Origin of the sequence: Pseudomonas maioricensis, from assembly GCF_022790535.1 — a bacterium.
Classification (GTDB): domain Bacteria; phylum Pseudomonadota; class Gammaproteobacteria; order Pseudomonadales; family Pseudomonadaceae; genus Aquipseudomonas; species Aquipseudomonas maioricensis.
In genome coordinates this window covers 195,272-210,492 of the sequence record NZ_LOHG01000001.1, presented here as the reverse complement: position 1 = coordinate 210,492, position 15,221 = coordinate 195,272, and the positions used below count along the sequence as shown (strand labels likewise).

The following is a 15,221-nucleotide window of genomic DNA, read 5'->3' as shown; positions in this document are numbered from 1 at the left end:
CGGTTGAGGAGGATGCTTGTTTAGCTAGCGTCCTCCAACTCAGTGACGATTGCTTTTTTCAAGGCTGAAACTGATTTAGACCCGGCGAAGACTTTCAACAATCGGCCTTCGTGGAACACTGCCAAGGACGGCACAGTGCGAATGCCATACATCTGCGCAATCGTCGGCGATACCGCAATATCAATTTTTCCAAACACTGCCAGAGCATGGAGCTTTGCTTCCAAGTCCACGAAGACTGGCTTCATCTCTTTACAAGGTTTGCACCAAGATGCTGAGAACAGTACGACACTGCTGCCTTTGGCAACAAAGCGGGCAAATTGGGGAGCGCTCAACTCAACGATACGGCTCATTTGGGTCTCACGTGTTGTGTTAAGGAAAAGGGGGGCACCTTGTGAGTGCCACGTTCCGTTGCCGATCAAACTTTGCAGCCATCGATGCCGCAGACTTGGCCCATCAATGGGCTATCGACGACTTTCGCGCTTTCTACCATTTGATTGAGCGCTTCAAGAAAAGCAGCTTCAGGTTGTGCACCGGAAACAGAGAATTCATTGTTGAAGACGAAGAGAGGCACGCCAGAACCCAACTGGGCGGCAAAATGCTCATCCGCTTCCATCTCTACGCGCAGTTCTACAGATGACCACGCCAATTGAATTGCCGCATCCGACACACCTGCATCTTTCGCAATCACCGCCAAGCTGGCGCGATCAAAAAGTGACTTACCGTGGCTGGTGCTTTGTTCGTACAGCGCTTCCACAAGGCGCTTTTTCACTGTCCCGTCTTCAACCGCTTTCACCAAGACATGAGCATCAGCAGTATCGCCGAACATCATAGTGTCGAAGCGGTAATCCAGCCCGTCGGCCTGGCCATATTTACTCACAGTGTTCATCATCGCTGCTGCGGAATCTGGGTTGCCGAGCTTACGTTTCAGTGCTGCGACCATCGGTTCAGGGGCGTGATTTGCAGCCAGTCGATAGGCCCGAACGTTGACCTGTACATCGTCTTTCTGCGGGAAGTTTTCGAGCGCTTTTTCAAAACGACGCTTGGCAATCCAGCACCAAGGACACACATAATCAGACCAGATATCGACAACGAATTTTTTCGAAGGGGTTTGCATAATTTATCCTGCACGAAGAAATGAAGACTGAATTGCCGCCATTTCAAGCAAATGGTTAAAACCTGCCAAAGGGTCGATTGATCGACCGAGCGTCCAATCAATGAGGCTTGCGCCCTCCAACATACTCAGCAGCATGAAGGCGAAGTTCTCAGCAGTTGTTCCCAGTGACCAGTTGTGCTGCCGGACTGCGTCACCAAGGGTGCTTTGGAGCCAGGCGAGTTGCGAATTAAAGAAGTCCCTGGTGAGCCCTTGAAGCGACAAAGGCAATGCAGCCATTTCCGCCGCCAAGGCGCCGCATAACGGCAGCAGCCCCTCATTCGCGCTGATCACGAAAAGTCGGGAAAAATCCTGTAAGCGCTGCAGTGGATCGCGATGCCTAATCTCGATTGACACCAACGTCTCGTTGAACCGAGCGATGTAGTCGTTGATCAGCTCCGCGCCCAAGCACTCCTTAGTAGGAAAGTGATGGTGAATGCTGGCTTTTCTAATGCCGACTTTCGCTGCGAGATCCGCGTAACTGAACGCTGAGTAACCCTTTGAACGCATCTGGGTTTCCGCGTAGCTCAGCAGCGCGGCTTTTGTCGTGATGGACATTTGAACTCCTGCAGCCAGCAGCCTTATAACCGGAGCAGCGTGCTGGGAAGCGCCCCAATGAGAGGCGCTACACGCAGCGCTTGCATCGGTGTTTAGGCACGTACCGCCATCACCCCTGCATCAACGTCCCAGATAGCACCGGTCACCCAGGAAGTTTTATCGGACAGCAAGAACAGGATGGTATTGGCGACGTCTTCGGGAACACCCACTCGACCCAGTGGGTGGAAATTGTTCAGTGACTTCATCGCTTCCGGGATCGCGTCCTTGTCCATGAAGCCTTCATAGATCGAGGTGTGAACGATGCCAGGCGAAACGGCATTGACTCGGATACCTGAGTGAGCCAATTCAATTGCAAGGTTACGGGTGACTGCGTGCAGACCCGCCTTAGCCATCGAATACGCAGTTGCTGGAGAGCCGGCCAGCGCGGCCTGTGCGCCAATCGAACCGACGTTGACAATGGAGCCTTCGCGCTTGGCAGCAAGCATATTTTTGACTACTGCCTGCGTGATAAAGAATGTGGCGCGGTTCAAATCCAGGTACATGTCGTAATCCGCCTCATCGTGCTCGATGAAAGGCTTCGGAATGAATATGCCTGCAGAGTTCACCATGAAGCCGATGTCACTGTGATTGGCATTGATTTCGTTGCGTACATGATTCATCCCTTCCTCGGTCATGAGGTCGGCAACGATCACTGATACGTTCCCCAGCGGACTCAGCTCGGCACGCACAGCATCGGCTTTATCCTGTTTGCTGCCGGTGAGAACCACGCTGCCACCCGCTTTCAAAAACTGACGCGCTGTTTCCAAGCCCATGCCGCTCGTGCCGCCGACGACCAACAGTTTTTTGCCTTTAAAAAAATCGTTCATTACAGACTCCGGTATCAGATAAGTGAGAGGTCGCCAGCGGCAAGGTGCCGTGCTGACCTGTAGCCAGGACGGCTAGCCTTCGATGACTTCGAGCTTAGGGAGCATGCGGATGGCTTTAGAGAAGTTTGCGTAGTTGACCGAAGTCTTGAGCACCACGTTGTGCAGCTCCTCTACACGCTCACGCGAAGCATCTGTGTGCAGGCGAATCACGACACTCACCTCGTCGTAGCCTGGGTTAACGCTTTCGTCGATCCCCAGGAAGCCACGCAGGTCGAGAGTGCCGTCGGTCTCAATTTCCAGGCTGTGAATCTTGATGCCCATCATTGCGGCATTGGCGGCATAGCCGACCGACATGCAGGCGTTTAGAGCAGCCATCAGCAACTCCTGAGGGTTGGGCGCGGTGTTCTCGCCCAGCAATTCATTCGGCTCATCGGCTGCAATTTCAAAATCGCGGGAATAGGTCTCACCGGCCAAGCTGTAACGGCTGACTTTGGCTACAGAACGGGTCTGACCCTTCCAAGCGGTTTTAACGTTGAAGCTTGCGTGGCGCTTGGTCGCATCACCAGCAACGCCTTCGGCGAAATTCTGGAGTGCGGCGACATCGATACCATTCAGGTTGCTGCTCATGTGGACGTTCCTCTTCAGATAAGCCGGACGATTAGACCGGAAGAGAAATAAGCCTACCAAGTAGTAGGTTTGCTTGCAATAGAGATGACGACACCAATAGTTTTGTAAATTTAGGCTGCATAGAGGAATTGGGAATATTGATGGCAACACAGTGAGTGTCGTGACCAACAGAGTCACTTCGAAAGCGACGCCATGAAACGATCTTCCACACCTCTATGCATCGGGTGAAATTTGTGTAATCGTACGAATTGATGGCATAAGGCCGTCACCACATAGATAAAAATCAGGGAGGTTTTATGGCTGTTTATGCACCAGGGCACGTGTTGGGGCGAGATGGAGGTTCGTTTCAAGAAGTCACTTTGAACGCAGCCAAGAGCGCGGTCGTCGCTAAGCATGGACGGTACTGTACAATTCGCGATCACGAAAAAGCGCCGCCTACAAGCCAACCTTCCCGTCATTGGATGCAAATCTACCGCACACCAGATAATACCGAGTGATCTATCCGGTGGATTTTAGTTTGCACTAATTGATACAAGCATAGATCGGCTCGCGGCCCTGAATCAAATGACTCAAGGCCGCCTGCTCTTGGCAGGCGACCAAATCGAGAAGCTATTGAAAGATGTACTAAAGATACAGCGATGAAAGATGCCCCCTGAAAAGGGAATGCAGCGGTGGAGTCGATAAATGTGCTTGCTAGAGTTTTCAGTGACGAAGGGTCGATAAAATCAAATCAAATCCCGAAGATTTCTCGTAATCATCGCTCATCGCCCAAGAAACAAAGCTCGCACCTTCCAAAGTATTCAATATGTACCTTGAAACTCTGATTACATCCAGGTCGGCTTTAAGCTCTCCTCGATCTTGACCCTGCTTAATATTTGCCTGAAGCCAAGTGAGATGGATCTCAAAGAAATCCTTCGTCATTTCTTTGAGACTTTCAGGCAGGGCCAGAAGCTCTGCGGCCAAGGCTCCACAGAGTGGAAGCATCCCGTTTAGACTGCTTTGTGCGAACATCAAGGCGAACGCATTCAGCCGGTCGACGACACTGACGTGTTTATCATTGATAGCCTCCAGCTGCTTTTTAAACCGGAACAGGTAGCTCTCGACGATGGCAATCGCCAAGCCTTCCTTGGTGGGGAAGTGATGGTGAATACTCGCCTTCTTGATGCCGATGTCGTCCGCAAGGTCGGCATAGCTGAAGGCCGCGTAGCCTTTAGTGCGCAGCAGAACTTCGGCGCTAGTCAAAAGGTCTGAACGTGTACTCATGATGCCGAATCCGAATTTGTCATCTGGGCATCATAAATTAGTCACTCATCATAAGACAGCGTTTGCCTTACTAGGCTTCACCCTTGAGTCGAGTTGGCCAGTGCGCCACAACCTCAACACATTGGGTCTGCGTCAGCAGGCACACGCGCAAAATCTTGGAGTGCTGGGTAAAACTCACTGAAATCTGCGCTCAGCAGCTCATAATTGCCTTCGAGATGTTCGAACAATCCATCAAGCACCTCTGGTCTGGAAAGGCGCATCGAGATTATGCCCAGGCCATATCCAATCATTTCAAAGTCTCTATAGGCGCACAGCCAATCCTCCGAGATCATCAAAGGCACGACCTGCGCCAGTGACGGAGGAAGGTTAGGCTCTGCCTCCAAAATCCCATAGATCTGCTGCGCGAAATCATCCAGCGGGACGTTAGAGTATTGCTCCCAATCACGCGCGAGGCAGTGGTCAAAGAACATGTCGAGAGCGATCCCAGCGTAGCGTCTTTTCTCGTTGGGAAATCGTGACAGCGCTCGCTTGACCAACCCGTGGGCATCAGTGAAGGCATCAATCGTGCGATGCAGCTGAATCGCAGTCTCAGTTTTAGGAGAAAAGCGCCCTGCGAGTGGGCCTTTAACAAAGTCCCCGTACAGGCTCCCCAGGAGCTCGTCAGACGATTGCCCCCCAAGGTGTAGATGAGCCAAATAATTCATCCCATGCACCCTCATGCAAGTAGCGGTCGACGGTCAAGATAGCAGAGTCGCAAATGTCCTATCTACTAGATGGGTTCGTTCCTGAGCCTTACCAACTTTGAACTTATTCTGAAGCTCATCCCCCTAAAGCTGTGCACATGGCCGCTAGCTCAGCTGAATCTGAGCTGCTCACTCACGAAGGTATTGAAATCATGAAAAGCGAACAGGTTGAGGGCGTTGTAGAGAAGGTTGCCGGCAAACCTCAAAGCGCAGTGGGAAAACTACTGGGTGATTCGAAGATTGAAGCCGAAGGTGCGGGACGCCAAGCTGCTGGCCGGATGACTCAAACCTATGGCGATGCACTGGACAGTGTGTCTACGTTCGTCAAAGAGAAGCCGGTTGCTGCACTTGCAATTGGTGCAGTAGCCCTGCTGGTACTAGACCGTCTCCTGCGCCGCTGAAGGTTGGAGGAAAAGCCTTGAGTTGCTTCTCCCTAAATCGTCTCTCGTACGTAACCGTCCGGGCAACACACCTTCCTGACACCGTCGCTTGAGGCGATGGTGTCCACCCAAATATAGGTGGACACCATTTTTAGCCTTTTTAAGCGGACGCCCATGCCACAAGAACGCCGTTCCTATTCCAAGTCCTTCAAGGCCCAGGTCATTGCTGAGTGCGCCCAACCTGACACTTCAATTGCCAATGTCGCCTTGACCCACAACCTCAATGCAAACCTCGTCCATAAATGGATTCGGGTGCATGCACAGAAAAACCTGACACTTCAAACCGCCTTCATCCCGGTCAAGACATCGCCGCCGGTGCCGATGCATCAGGCCCTTCCTGCCACGATCCGAATCGAAGTGCCGCATTCAAAAGGCGTAGTCGTGGTGAGTTGGCCGGCAGAAAATGCAGCGGCGTGTTCTGCTTTCCTGCGAGACCTGCTGCGATGATCCGCATCGACTCCATCTGGCTTGCCACCGAGCCCATGGACATGCGCGCAGGCACTGAAACTGCGCTGGCGCGGGTCGTGGCGGTGTTCGGTGCGGCGAAGCCGCACTGTGCTTATCTGTTTGCCAACCGTCGTGCCAATCGCATGAAAGTGCTGGTGCATGATGGCTTGGGGATTTGGCTTGCTGCCCGGCGCTTGAATCAAGGACGTTTTTTTTGGCCGGGCGTGCGGCACGGCTCTGAAGTCGAGTTGGATGCAGAGCAACTTCAAGCCTTGGTGCTCGGCTTGCCTTGGCAACGCGTCGGTTCCGGAGCAGCCATCACGGTGCTCTAATTCGCCTGCCATGGCCTGCTTGCCAGCGCAATTGGCCCATCAGTCTATCGCCGCCACTAGCCCTCTCTGGCAAAATCGGCGGCATGACTTCGCATCCGAATCTCGATCAATTAAACCCTGAAGAACTGCGTGCCTTGGCGGCGCAGTTGATCCAGCGCGTCGAGACGATGGACAAGCAAATCACTCATCACAAATCGGTCAACGAGAAGCTGGCCCACGAGATCGCGCTGCTCAAACGCTTCAAGTTTGCCAAGCGCAGCGAGCAGTTGAGCCCGGATCAAGCCAGCCTGCTCGACGACTTGATCGATACGGATATCGCCGCTATCGAAGCCGAGTTTGAGGCGCTGCAACCGGCACCTGTCGAAGCCAAAGTGCGCCAGCAACCCAAGCGCGCACCGCTGCCACCGCAGTTTCCTCGCACACTGATCCATCACGAACCGGACAACAGCCACTGCCAGTGCGGCTGCGCACTCAAGCGCATCGGCGAAGACGCCAGCGAAAAGCTCGACTACACGCCCGGCGTGTTCACAGTCGAACGCCACATCCGTGGAAAGTGGGCCTGCGAACAGTGCGAAACACTGATCCAGGCGCCGGTACCGGCGCACGTCATCGACAAAGGCGTCCCGACCGCAGGCCTGCTGGCCCACATCATGGTGGCCAAGTTTGCCGACCATCTGCCGCTGTATCGCCAAGAGAAAATCTTCGGCCGCGCCGGGCTGCCCATCGCCCGTTCGACCTTGGCGCAGTGGGTGGGCAACTGCGGCGTGCAATTACAGCCGCTGGTTGATGCGCTGCGCGAAGCCGTGCTGACGCACGACGTCGTTCACGCCGACGAGACGCCGGTACAAATGCTGACGCCTGGTGCGAAAAAAACTCATCGCGCTTACGTCTGGGCCTATGCCACCAGTCAGTTCTCCAACCTGGCGGCGGTCGTTTACGACTTCAGCCCGAGCCGCGCTGGCGAACATGCCCGAGCCTTCTTGGGCAGTTGGAACGGCAAGCTGGTCTGCGATGACTTTGCCGGCTACAAGGCAGGCTTTGAACTGGGCGTTACGGAGATCGGCTGCATGGCCCATGCCCGCCGGAAGTTCTTCGACTTGCACGTGACCAACAAGAGCCAGGTCGCCGAAAAAGCGCTGAACTACATCGCGGCCTTGTACGAAGCTGAACGAGAAGTCCGAGAGCTGGAGCCGGGTGATCGGCAGCGAATACGGCAGGAAAAAGCAGCGCCAATCGCCGACGCACTTCATACCTGGATGATCGCCCAAAGACAGCTTGTGCCTGAGGGTTCGGCCATCGCCAAGGCGCTGGATTACAGTCTCAAACGCTGGATAGCGCTGACGCGCTATCTCGATGACGGTGCCGTGCCCATCGATAATAACTGGTGCGAGAATCAAATCCGGCCGTGGGCTCTTGGGCGTTCGAACTGGCTGTTCGCGGGATCGTTACGCAGCGGTAAACGTGCAGCGGCGATCATGAGTTTGATCCAATCGGCGCGACTCAACGGCCATGATCCGTATGCTTATTTGAAGGACGTCCTCACGCGCCTGCCGACGCAGCGGGCAAGTGAGATTGCGGAGCTACTACCGCATAGGTGGCGACCGGTTTAGTTGCGCAAGACGGGATGCCCGGACGCACCTCCAACTGGTGCCATTACCGGTCTACTTAGCCTTTATGCTGGTTATCCATGCATTCCTCCCTACAGCTTCGCCCGGTTCAGCCGATAGTTTTCGTACCAAGAGAAGCGCGGCAATTCGATCCTGTAACAAAGGAGAGTAAGCGGCTTTTGAGGAAGATCTCTTGGAATGCTTTCATTACCTCATAACCATAAATGAGAGATGGGCACTTTTTAACGCCTAAGAAAGCACTCACAGACCTTGAGTGATCGAGAACCCGATGAATTTATTAGCGCCTGCCCTGTTCGTTACCAACCGTGTTCGATTCCCCATGAAATTCGCAATTTTGGGATTTATTGTCCTGATTCCTCTGCTCCTGCTAGGCACCCGGGCGATGCTTTCACTGAACACGAGCATCACGGGCATCAAGCATGAACAGGTGGGTCAACAATACTTGTTGGACGTCACCCCTATCCTGCGTCTAACCATGATTCAGAGGGCGCTGACACACGGCATGCTCAGCGGTGACACCAACGCAGTAGCCAATGCAGCACGCAATGCTGAAAAGCTTAACGATGCCTATGCGACTCTTGCTGCGCAGGACGCAAAATTTAGCACCCAACTGGCAACGACAGACCGAGTTCAGACGTTGCGTACCGCTAGTGTGCAGCTGGTTGAACGCGCCAAAGCAGGCGAAGCACCTTTGGTGATCTTTTCCGCGTGGAACGACCAGTTAACCGACCTAATGAATTTCGTTTACTACATTACGGCCACTTCCGGCATGATTTTGGACGAAGATGCAGGTTCGTTGTACCTCATCGATCTAAGCTCTATACGTCTGCCTCGGCAAATAAATCTGGTCGGACAGATTCGCGGTCTGGCCAGCGGTTTTAGCGCTGACCGTCCTCTGGACGACACCACTCGTATTTTTGCCCAGACTTTGTTGAAACAGGAGCTGCTAATGCGTCAAGAGTTGCAGCAGAGCCTTTCCCTGCTTCGCCGAGAAGAGCCGAAATTATCTGGTGTAGTTCAGCCGTCTGTAACAACAGCCATTACCGACCTGGAAAATCTGCGTAAAGACCTGGTGGACTACCTTGATCCGAGCAAGCGCTCAAACGTGAATGCCAACACCTTGGGCGAGCGTGGAAACGCCGTCGTTGCTCAGTTTTACAAAGCTCAGGATCAGATGCAGGAATCGCTGCGAATTCGAATTGATGAGCGTCTGAATACACTGAGTAATGAGCGTACTTTCGGCACTGAGCTATTTATCGCCATTGCGATACTGCTGCTCTATGCGTTCGTCGGCATCTACAAGGCTCTGCGGATTGGGGTTGATGAGCTCCTAGCTGTGACGGCACGTATTGCTCAAGGCGATCTGAGCGCGCGCGTCCGAATCAACAGCCACGATGAAATCGGTGATGTAGGCGAGGGACTTAACCGCATGGTAACTGCCTTCTCTGGCTCACTGAGCCAGGTGGAGCGTAGCTCGCATTCAGTCTCAGATGCGGCAAAGCGACTAGAGATCTCCATAGGCCAAGCCAAAGCCTCAATGAACTCACAACAGGCTGAAACCGAGCAGGTTGCTACTGCCATCAACGAAATGACCGCGAGCGTTGCCGACGTGGCCCAGAATACCGAGGGCGCAGCACGTGCCGCTGAATCTGCAAGCAGTGCGTCTAACGACGGCTTGAAAGTTATGATTGAAACAAGTGCCGCTATTGAGGCGTTGGCCAACGAAGTGGAGCTCAGTGCAAGCAAAGTCGAAGCGTTAGCGACACACAGCAAAGAAATCGGTGGTGTCATCGAGGTCATCAGTACCATCGCGGATCAGACTAACCTGCTGGCCCTCAACGCGGCCATCGAGGCGGCGCGAGCTGGCGAGCAAGGCCGTGGTTTCGCGGTCGTGGCTGACGAAGTGCGGACTCTGGCCTCGCGCACACAAAACTCCACAGAAGAAATTCGACGGATCATCCAACAGTTGCAAGGCGCTACTGATGCCGCTGTTCAACAGATGAAAGCTGGGCAAACCCGAGCTAGGGAATGCATTCAGGCAGCGAGCCAAGCGTCTGGCAGCCTGAACCAGATCAATGAAGCAGTAGACGGAATTGTGGGCATGAACACTCAGATTGCAAGTGCGGCGGTGCAGCAACATTCGGTCTCAGAGGATATCAATCGCAACGTCATCGGCATTCGAAACAGCAGCTTAATCGTCATGGAAGGCGTAGAGGACAACGCCGTAACGGCTGACGAGCTTTCATTGCTCGCTAATGAACTTCGCAGCGTAGTCGGCAAGTTTAAGTTATCCAGCAACGCTTGAAAGGAATCTCAAGCGTTTCAATTGTTGATAGCACGAGAAAGTGCTTTGATCGGGTCTGACTGGGGTGATGATGCCCGGCAGTCCCTGATCGACATTGAGGGCTGAGCTTCATCGTTGCGCAATCTCGTAAAACAATAGAGCCAGCTACGCTAGATGACTTGCCCGGACGGTTACCACAAACCTGCGTATAGCCTGGGAAGACTATCACCTGAAGCACGCACAGCTGAGGATCATCTCGAAGACCGGTAACCTCAAGCTGCCCAAGCCATCCATCCCTTGGGCGGAGGTATGTAGCCCTTGTGAGGGGCCGGTAGTGGAGGTGCGAGCAGTTCGAACTCAAGTTGCAGGGCGTTCTTAGACAGGGCTGTGCGTGACCGTTTGCTCAGCTCTTGAATAGGATCTCTCGTGCCTCGAAGTCAATGCGAAAGGCGAAAGGTGATTTCTCCAGTTTGTCGAACGCAGCACTGGTAGCGGGCTTGCCGTTAATTGTTAGTCTCCAGAAAAATGGGTCGAACCACTCCAGATTCTGTCCTTCGTCCTCAGACTCTCGGCGTCGAAGCACCTTCTCTCCAGAGTCGATGTCAACGAAGATGATAGAGAGAGCCGTTTCGGACTCACGAGTGACCTCTATTCGTATTGCTCCCTGGTCAGGGAGAACAATGGTTTCGCCTACCTTAAGCTTCTCTGCTGATTCTTCAATGTCGACAACGGGAGCGGTGGCACTCTCCCTAGGCTTCTCGGGGAGCAAGCCTCTGAAGAGCTCATGCAGTTCATCTCGAGCGCCCACCAAGAGGCTCATGGAAAAAGATAGGAAAAGGCACGTGTAGCTTTCTTCGGTTGGGCTAGGTAGGCCACGACCTCGTTCCTCAGCACCTTCACCTATGCGGTAGAACGACATTGGAAGGCCATGGACATGGCTGGACAGCAAAACGTAGAGCCAGCGGAATGTTTGCTTGTCGACACCCACTCGCTCTGCGATCTCCTCAAGAGGCATTAAGTATGCTGTTTGCCCATGGAGGAGATTCTTTTGACTCTTAGCTGGCAGGGACTGGAAGAAAGGATTGGCGCGAAGCCGATCACGCAATTCTTCCGCTTGAGCTGTGAAACCCTCGACCTGCTCAGCTCCACCCTCTGTCGCCTCGAACATCCGGCGACGAGAAGTGCAGTCATGTAGATTGAAAATGTTCCAGCGGCAATCCCATTCATCTTGGCTGCACGCTTCAGCACATAGGTAGTGGAACGCTAATCGGAGCTCCAGAATCGTTCTGGTAATTCCAGCGACCGAAGCGTAGTCCCAGTGCTCAATCAGCTTTGATGCCCAAGGGGTGTGAGGCACCAGGGTCAGGAGTGAAACAGCTCTTGTGCAAAGCGCCGTGAATAGGACTGACGCATAGAAATGCTTACCAGAGGGGGATTCGATCCCGGCATAGTCTTGGGAGATGTGCATGCACTCCCGCACAACGTTGTCTAAGCTCTTCACTCTCTCTTGATATGTTTCTGATGGTTCTGCGCCAAGTGAGCCTTGATCGACCAAGGCCTGACGATCTTCATTCTCGTCATCATGCTCCATGAAACACTCCTATAGCCGTGGCCGTCGTCCGATTTTGCATTGACTTGATGCCCTAAGGAAACCTAGCCAGCAACGCAGTCTTTAGGCGCACAACTTCTCCTGTTGGGCTTTGATTCTAAATGGTTACTGATTGTCAGCTGAGTCCTTTGGGCTTTGGATGTAGCTCAGTGTGACCGGTCAAACCGAAAGTAGGTGAGCAGACGGCTGAGTAGTCATGGCAAGCGGAGCGCGCAGGCGTGAGGGATGGAAGCCCGAAGGGCCGAGACGCAGACTCGGTTCACGACAGACCATCCCCTAAGGGGCACGCCCCAACGCTAGGCCGGATAAGCCAGAAGCCGAGACCATGCTACGAGGATTTTTCGATGGGATTAACGGATGATGACAACACCGTATATTGCGACGTTCAAATGCCTTTGGCTCAGGGCCGGGAACTGCTGCAACTGATAACAGCACTAAGGGAGTCCCAAGCACATCCAGCGCTCGACAGAGTCTTTGAACGCATGCAGGACGAGCTCAGCACATCCATCGATATCATGGAAAATCCTCCATCTTGGGGCCCTTGGTGCCAGTAAACCTGCACGACCTTCAGAGCTCTGCATCCCAAGCGTCCATCGCCTCGTTAATAGTCACGCACCAATGAAACTCACCACCTTGCAAGGCGCAAGCAACCTGCCCGCTGGTGTTGCCGTCGATCCACGTAGGGAGGCTCTCCGAGGCTCCTGAGATCATGCTGGCTGTCGCGACAGCGTACCTACCAGTGTGTGTGGACTGAAGGCAAACGTAGCGCATAGCAGCGCCACCAGAAAGCCGACGCCAAGCCACCACCTCAATACAGTCCTGCAGCTCCTCAGCAGACGGATCAGCCTCTTGGGCCACCTCTACCGCTGCAACTTCTTGGCAAGGCCCGCTATGCGTTCCTGGGTCGTGCACAAGGTGCTTCAACTGCTCGCGTGCGGAGACAATTTGTTCACGGAGCTCTTCTGGATCGATGGACATGCCACCCCGGTCAGTAACAGAGAGGGTCTTCAAGGAGTTCGCCGCCAGGATGAACTCGCGTTCCCGCGCTTTCTCCCACTCGGGGCGGCGGTCAGGGCTGATAAGGTTCCAGAGGCGTGAAAGCAGCAGCAAAACGTTCTCCTGACATAAAGCCTGGGGGCTGAATCCATTGGTAATGAATGATGGTATCTCAACACTGCTGTGTGAATGATAGACCCGTCTAAGGATTCACCGAATCATTCGTGACCAGGTAGAATTGGAGCGATTCCCTTCACCGTTTTCTCTCTCGCAAGCTCACGTGCAAAATCATCATCTCTCAAAGCCTCAAGTTTCTGCATCTCTACGTTATACTCTTGAATTGTAAGGGTAGAGCCGAGCTGGGCCCTGAGGTTACGAGAATATTTGTCGAACTGCTCCATGGCTCGCATTAGGAAAACATTGCTAACTGTAGTGCTATATCCCTCAATCTGCTTGAATGCTGCATGCACATAGCCCATGATGGTCGCAATTGATTTTTGACCGGTATACATCTTAACTTCATCAAGATAGCTCTCATCAGAAAGCAACCTGACTTCAAAATCTCCGGCACGCCTATATCTATCCCGTTGTACGAACTCCATGACTAAATTCGTTATAAACGAGTGACGAAACATGTGTGAGCAGGCCTGCTCCTCGATGCCAGCAAACCTGCGCACTGAACCAATCTCGTTACCAAGCGAGGTTTCTGAAAGCGGAGTTCCGGTTGATGACGACACAAAGACGAAACCATGATCCTTAAGACTGGAGAATTTATTTCTTACAATTTTATCCCTTTGAAACTCAATGTATGATACCAGCTCATTGAGAAACATCTTATTTACGGGTACTTCCCTCTCCTCATTGTCGTCACCCTTCAGCGTGATGAACCTTAGCATTGGATGTTTCATTTTATACGCCGCTAAGACATCTACGACTTTAAGACCCGCCACCTCCGATAGCCTAGCCCCAGAGTTTTCCAATGTAGAGATAAATGCGTGCCGCCGAATCTTGATGAAACGTGAGCCTCCCATTTCATCAACAGCTTTCCTGAGCTGGTCTATATGAACAGCCGGTATCGCATTCCGCTCATGCCTCCTACCGCCAGGTGGAAACGCGTGATGCCACACGCTGTGCACAGCATAATCACGACCACGCTTATCTTTCTTAACCGTAACGTTTTCAGTAATCTTTATTCGCCCTCCAACCGCGACAAAATTGGGTTGCTCATAAAGTCCTCCAATATACTTGAGGAGGTCTAAACATACAGTCCCAACATCTACCACTGTGAGTGTGGCTTTCTTTTTCTCACGAAGATTCTTGGGATCTACTTCCGTACCTAAATGATGAATAAAGCGCGTAAAATCGTTATCTGATAGATCTATGAAATCAATATTTGAAGCATAACAGAATCTCACTAACTGGCTGATTTTCTGCGCGTATTCGCCAATCGTCCCACCTTTTCTGCCCGCACGGGATAATCCCTTACGCTTCATCCTATTGGGGCGAACCGTAAGGGAAAGCATGTATAGATTCGCGCTAAAACAGGGCGACCCGTTTGGCCAATTGATGAATGTCAGGTTGCTCGCATCCCTAGTCACGAGCTTCCCTAGTGCGTTGTGGTCAAACAACTCAAGCTCAGGAACCACTGAATAAAGTTTACGCTCAGGGAAATCATTCACCCCGCACCACCCGCAAAGACTGGATATTCTCGTGATACGGAATCACGTCAAAAGGAGACTCATTTAGCGAGACTATTGCCAACAGTGCATTTACAGCCTCGCTAGCGCTTTTATTCCGAACATCCTCACTAGAACCATCCCTGGTTTCTTTGATTCCCGAGATAGCGGTGGAAAGCCCTTGGAGCAGTCTAAAATTAGAGCGGCGCAGTGCAACCACTGTGCGTTCCAACTCGCTATTAATCTGCTCCAGCCCGTGTTTGGTCTTCTTGGTGGGCTTGTTGTCGCTTCCGCCATAAGCAGCAATTGCATCCTTAGCCACGCCCCTAAGACGCTCTAGCCCTGCAAAACCGTGATGACCAAGCAATTCATCAGACTTCTTCTTGAGGGTGTTCAGACTTGTAGAGTCAATAGTGTAATGCTTTCCAGACAAGTCGAATTTGTAAGAAAGGGAAGCCAAAGCCCCCTGATTTTTTAGAGCAGCAGTGACAACCTCATTTGAGATGTATTTTTGTATATTGGCAAGTACGTCTTCTAACAGAACCTGCCGCGCCTTAATTGATTCATTATGAACTTGAATTTCTGATCTAGGCTTACCCATG

General features: G+C 52.7%; 17 protein-coding genes and 1 pseudogene. 7 read left to right on the top strand and 11 right to left on the bottom strand.

Translation table 11 applies throughout. The annotated features are described in order from the left end of the window. Positions 1-20: 20 nt before the first annotated feature. The 7 genes from AUC61_RS00965 to AUC61_RS00935 form a co-directional block, all read right to left on the bottom strand. Positions 21-350, bottom strand: a complete 330-nt coding sequence (locus AUC61_RS00965) for a thioredoxin family protein (RefSeq protein WP_029290787.1) — start codon at positions 348-350, stop codon at positions 21-23. 65 nt (positions 351-415) lie between these two features. Then, a complete protein-coding gene (locus AUC61_RS00960) occupies positions 416-1,114 on the bottom strand; it encodes a DsbA family oxidoreductase (RefSeq protein ID WP_054090580.1) in 699 nt (232 codons plus the stop codon). A gap of 3 nt (positions 1,115-1,117) precedes the next feature. Then, positions 1,118-1,708 (bottom strand): TetR/AcrR family transcriptional regulator, encoded by a 591-nt coding sequence (locus tag AUC61_RS00955; RefSeq protein WP_053481118.1) that lies wholly within the window; start codon positions 1,706-1,708, stop codon positions 1,118-1,120. A 92-nt stretch (positions 1,709-1,800) separates the two neighbouring features. Then, positions 1,801-2,574 carry an SDR family NAD(P)-dependent oxidoreductase gene (locus AUC61_RS00950; protein ID WP_053481117.1) on the bottom strand — a complete coding sequence of 258 codons (774 nt, stop codon included), beginning with the start codon at positions 2,572-2,574 and terminating at the stop codon, positions 1,801-1,803. Between the two features lie 72 nt (positions 2,575-2,646). Continuing rightward, positions 2,647-3,201, bottom strand: coding sequence for an OsmC family protein (locus AUC61_RS00945; protein WP_029290780.1), 555 nt, complete (start codon positions 3,199-3,201; stop codon positions 2,647-2,649). A gap of 702 nt (positions 3,202-3,903) precedes the next feature. Beyond that, a complete protein-coding gene (locus AUC61_RS00940; RefSeq protein WP_053481116.1) occupies positions 3,904-4,464 on the bottom strand; it encodes a TetR/AcrR family transcriptional regulator in 561 nt (186 codons plus the stop codon). Positions 4,465-4,577: 113 nt separating this feature from the next. Beyond that, the gene (locus AUC61_RS00935) at positions 4,578-5,168 is read right to left on the bottom strand and encodes an acyl carrier protein phosphodiesterase (RefSeq protein ID WP_053481115.1); all 591 of its coding nucleotides are present in this window, start codon (positions 5,166-5,168) and stop codon (positions 4,578-4,580) included. 191 nt (positions 5,169-5,359) lie between these two features. On the opposite strand from AUC61_RS00935, the gene AUC61_RS00930 reads away from it, so the two are divergent. From AUC61_RS00930 to AUC61_RS26525, 6 genes and pseudogenes are all read left to right on the top strand, one after another. Beyond that, positions 5,360-5,608, top strand: coding sequence for a CsbD family protein (locus tag AUC61_RS00930; protein WP_054090592.1), 249 nt, complete (start codon positions 5,360-5,362; stop codon positions 5,606-5,608). A gap of 117 nt (positions 5,609-5,725) precedes the next feature. After that, a complete protein-coding gene (tnpA, locus tag AUC61_RS00925) occupies positions 5,726-6,094 on the top strand; it encodes an IS66-like element accessory protein TnpA (protein WP_080103374.1) in 369 nt (122 codons plus the stop codon). Next, positions 6,091-6,426: an IS66 family insertion sequence element accessory protein TnpB gene (tnpB, locus tag AUC61_RS00920; RefSeq protein WP_004409766.1), complete on the top strand. Its 336-nt coding sequence runs from the start codon at positions 6,091-6,093 to the stop codon at positions 6,424-6,426. Before tnpA ends, tnpB begins: the two co-directional genes overlap by 4 nt. A gap of 83 nt (positions 6,427-6,509) precedes the next feature. Further along, positions 6,510-8,036, top strand: coding sequence for an IS66-like element ISPsy43 family transposase (locus tag AUC61_RS00915; RefSeq protein WP_003317542.1), 1,527 nt, complete (start codon positions 6,510-6,512; stop codon positions 8,034-8,036). Positions 8,037-8,322: 286 nt separating this feature from the next. Continuing rightward, positions 8,323-9,483 (top strand): annotated as a pseudogene (locus AUC61_RS26530) (HAMP domain-containing protein); the annotation flags it as partial. After that, a complete protein-coding gene (locus AUC61_RS26525; RefSeq protein ID WP_370661146.1) occupies positions 9,484-10,359 on the top strand; it encodes a methyl-accepting chemotaxis protein in 876 nt (291 codons plus the stop codon). Positions 10,360-10,741: 382 nt separating this feature from the next. On the opposite strand, the gene AUC61_RS00905 is transcribed toward AUC61_RS26525, so the two are convergent. Further along, positions 10,742-11,929, bottom strand: coding sequence for a DUF5677 domain-containing protein (locus AUC61_RS00905; RefSeq protein WP_109512838.1), 1,188 nt, complete (start codon positions 11,927-11,929; stop codon positions 10,742-10,744). A 362-nt stretch (positions 11,930-12,291) separates the two neighbouring features. Here AUC61_RS00905 and AUC61_RS00900 point away from each other — a divergent pair, with 362 nt between their 5' ends. Further along, positions 12,292-12,501 carry a hypothetical protein gene (locus AUC61_RS00900; RefSeq protein WP_109512837.1) on the top strand — a complete coding sequence of 70 codons (210 nt, stop codon included), beginning with the start codon at positions 12,292-12,294 and terminating at the stop codon, positions 12,499-12,501. A 13-nt stretch (positions 12,502-12,514) separates the two neighbouring features. Here the strand turns inward: AUC61_RS00900 and AUC61_RS00895 are convergent, their stop codons facing one another. From AUC61_RS00895 to AUC61_RS00885, 3 genes are all read right to left on the bottom strand, one after another. Continuing rightward, complete coding sequence (locus tag AUC61_RS00895; protein ID WP_109512836.1) at positions 12,515-13,057, bottom strand: hypothetical protein; 543 nt, start codon at positions 13,055-13,057, stop codon at positions 12,515-12,517. Positions 13,058-13,161: 104 nt separating this feature from the next. After that, positions 13,162-14,622 (bottom strand): tyrosine-type recombinase/integrase, encoded by a 1,461-nt coding sequence (locus AUC61_RS00890; RefSeq protein WP_152035031.1) that lies wholly within the window; start codon positions 14,620-14,622, stop codon positions 13,162-13,164. After that, positions 14,615-15,220, bottom strand: coding sequence for a hypothetical protein (locus AUC61_RS00885; protein WP_109512834.1), 606 nt, complete (start codon positions 15,218-15,220; stop codon positions 14,615-14,617). The genes AUC61_RS00890 and AUC61_RS00885 overlap by 8 nt, the downstream gene beginning before the upstream one ends. Between the last annotated feature and the right edge of the window lies 1 nt (position 15,221).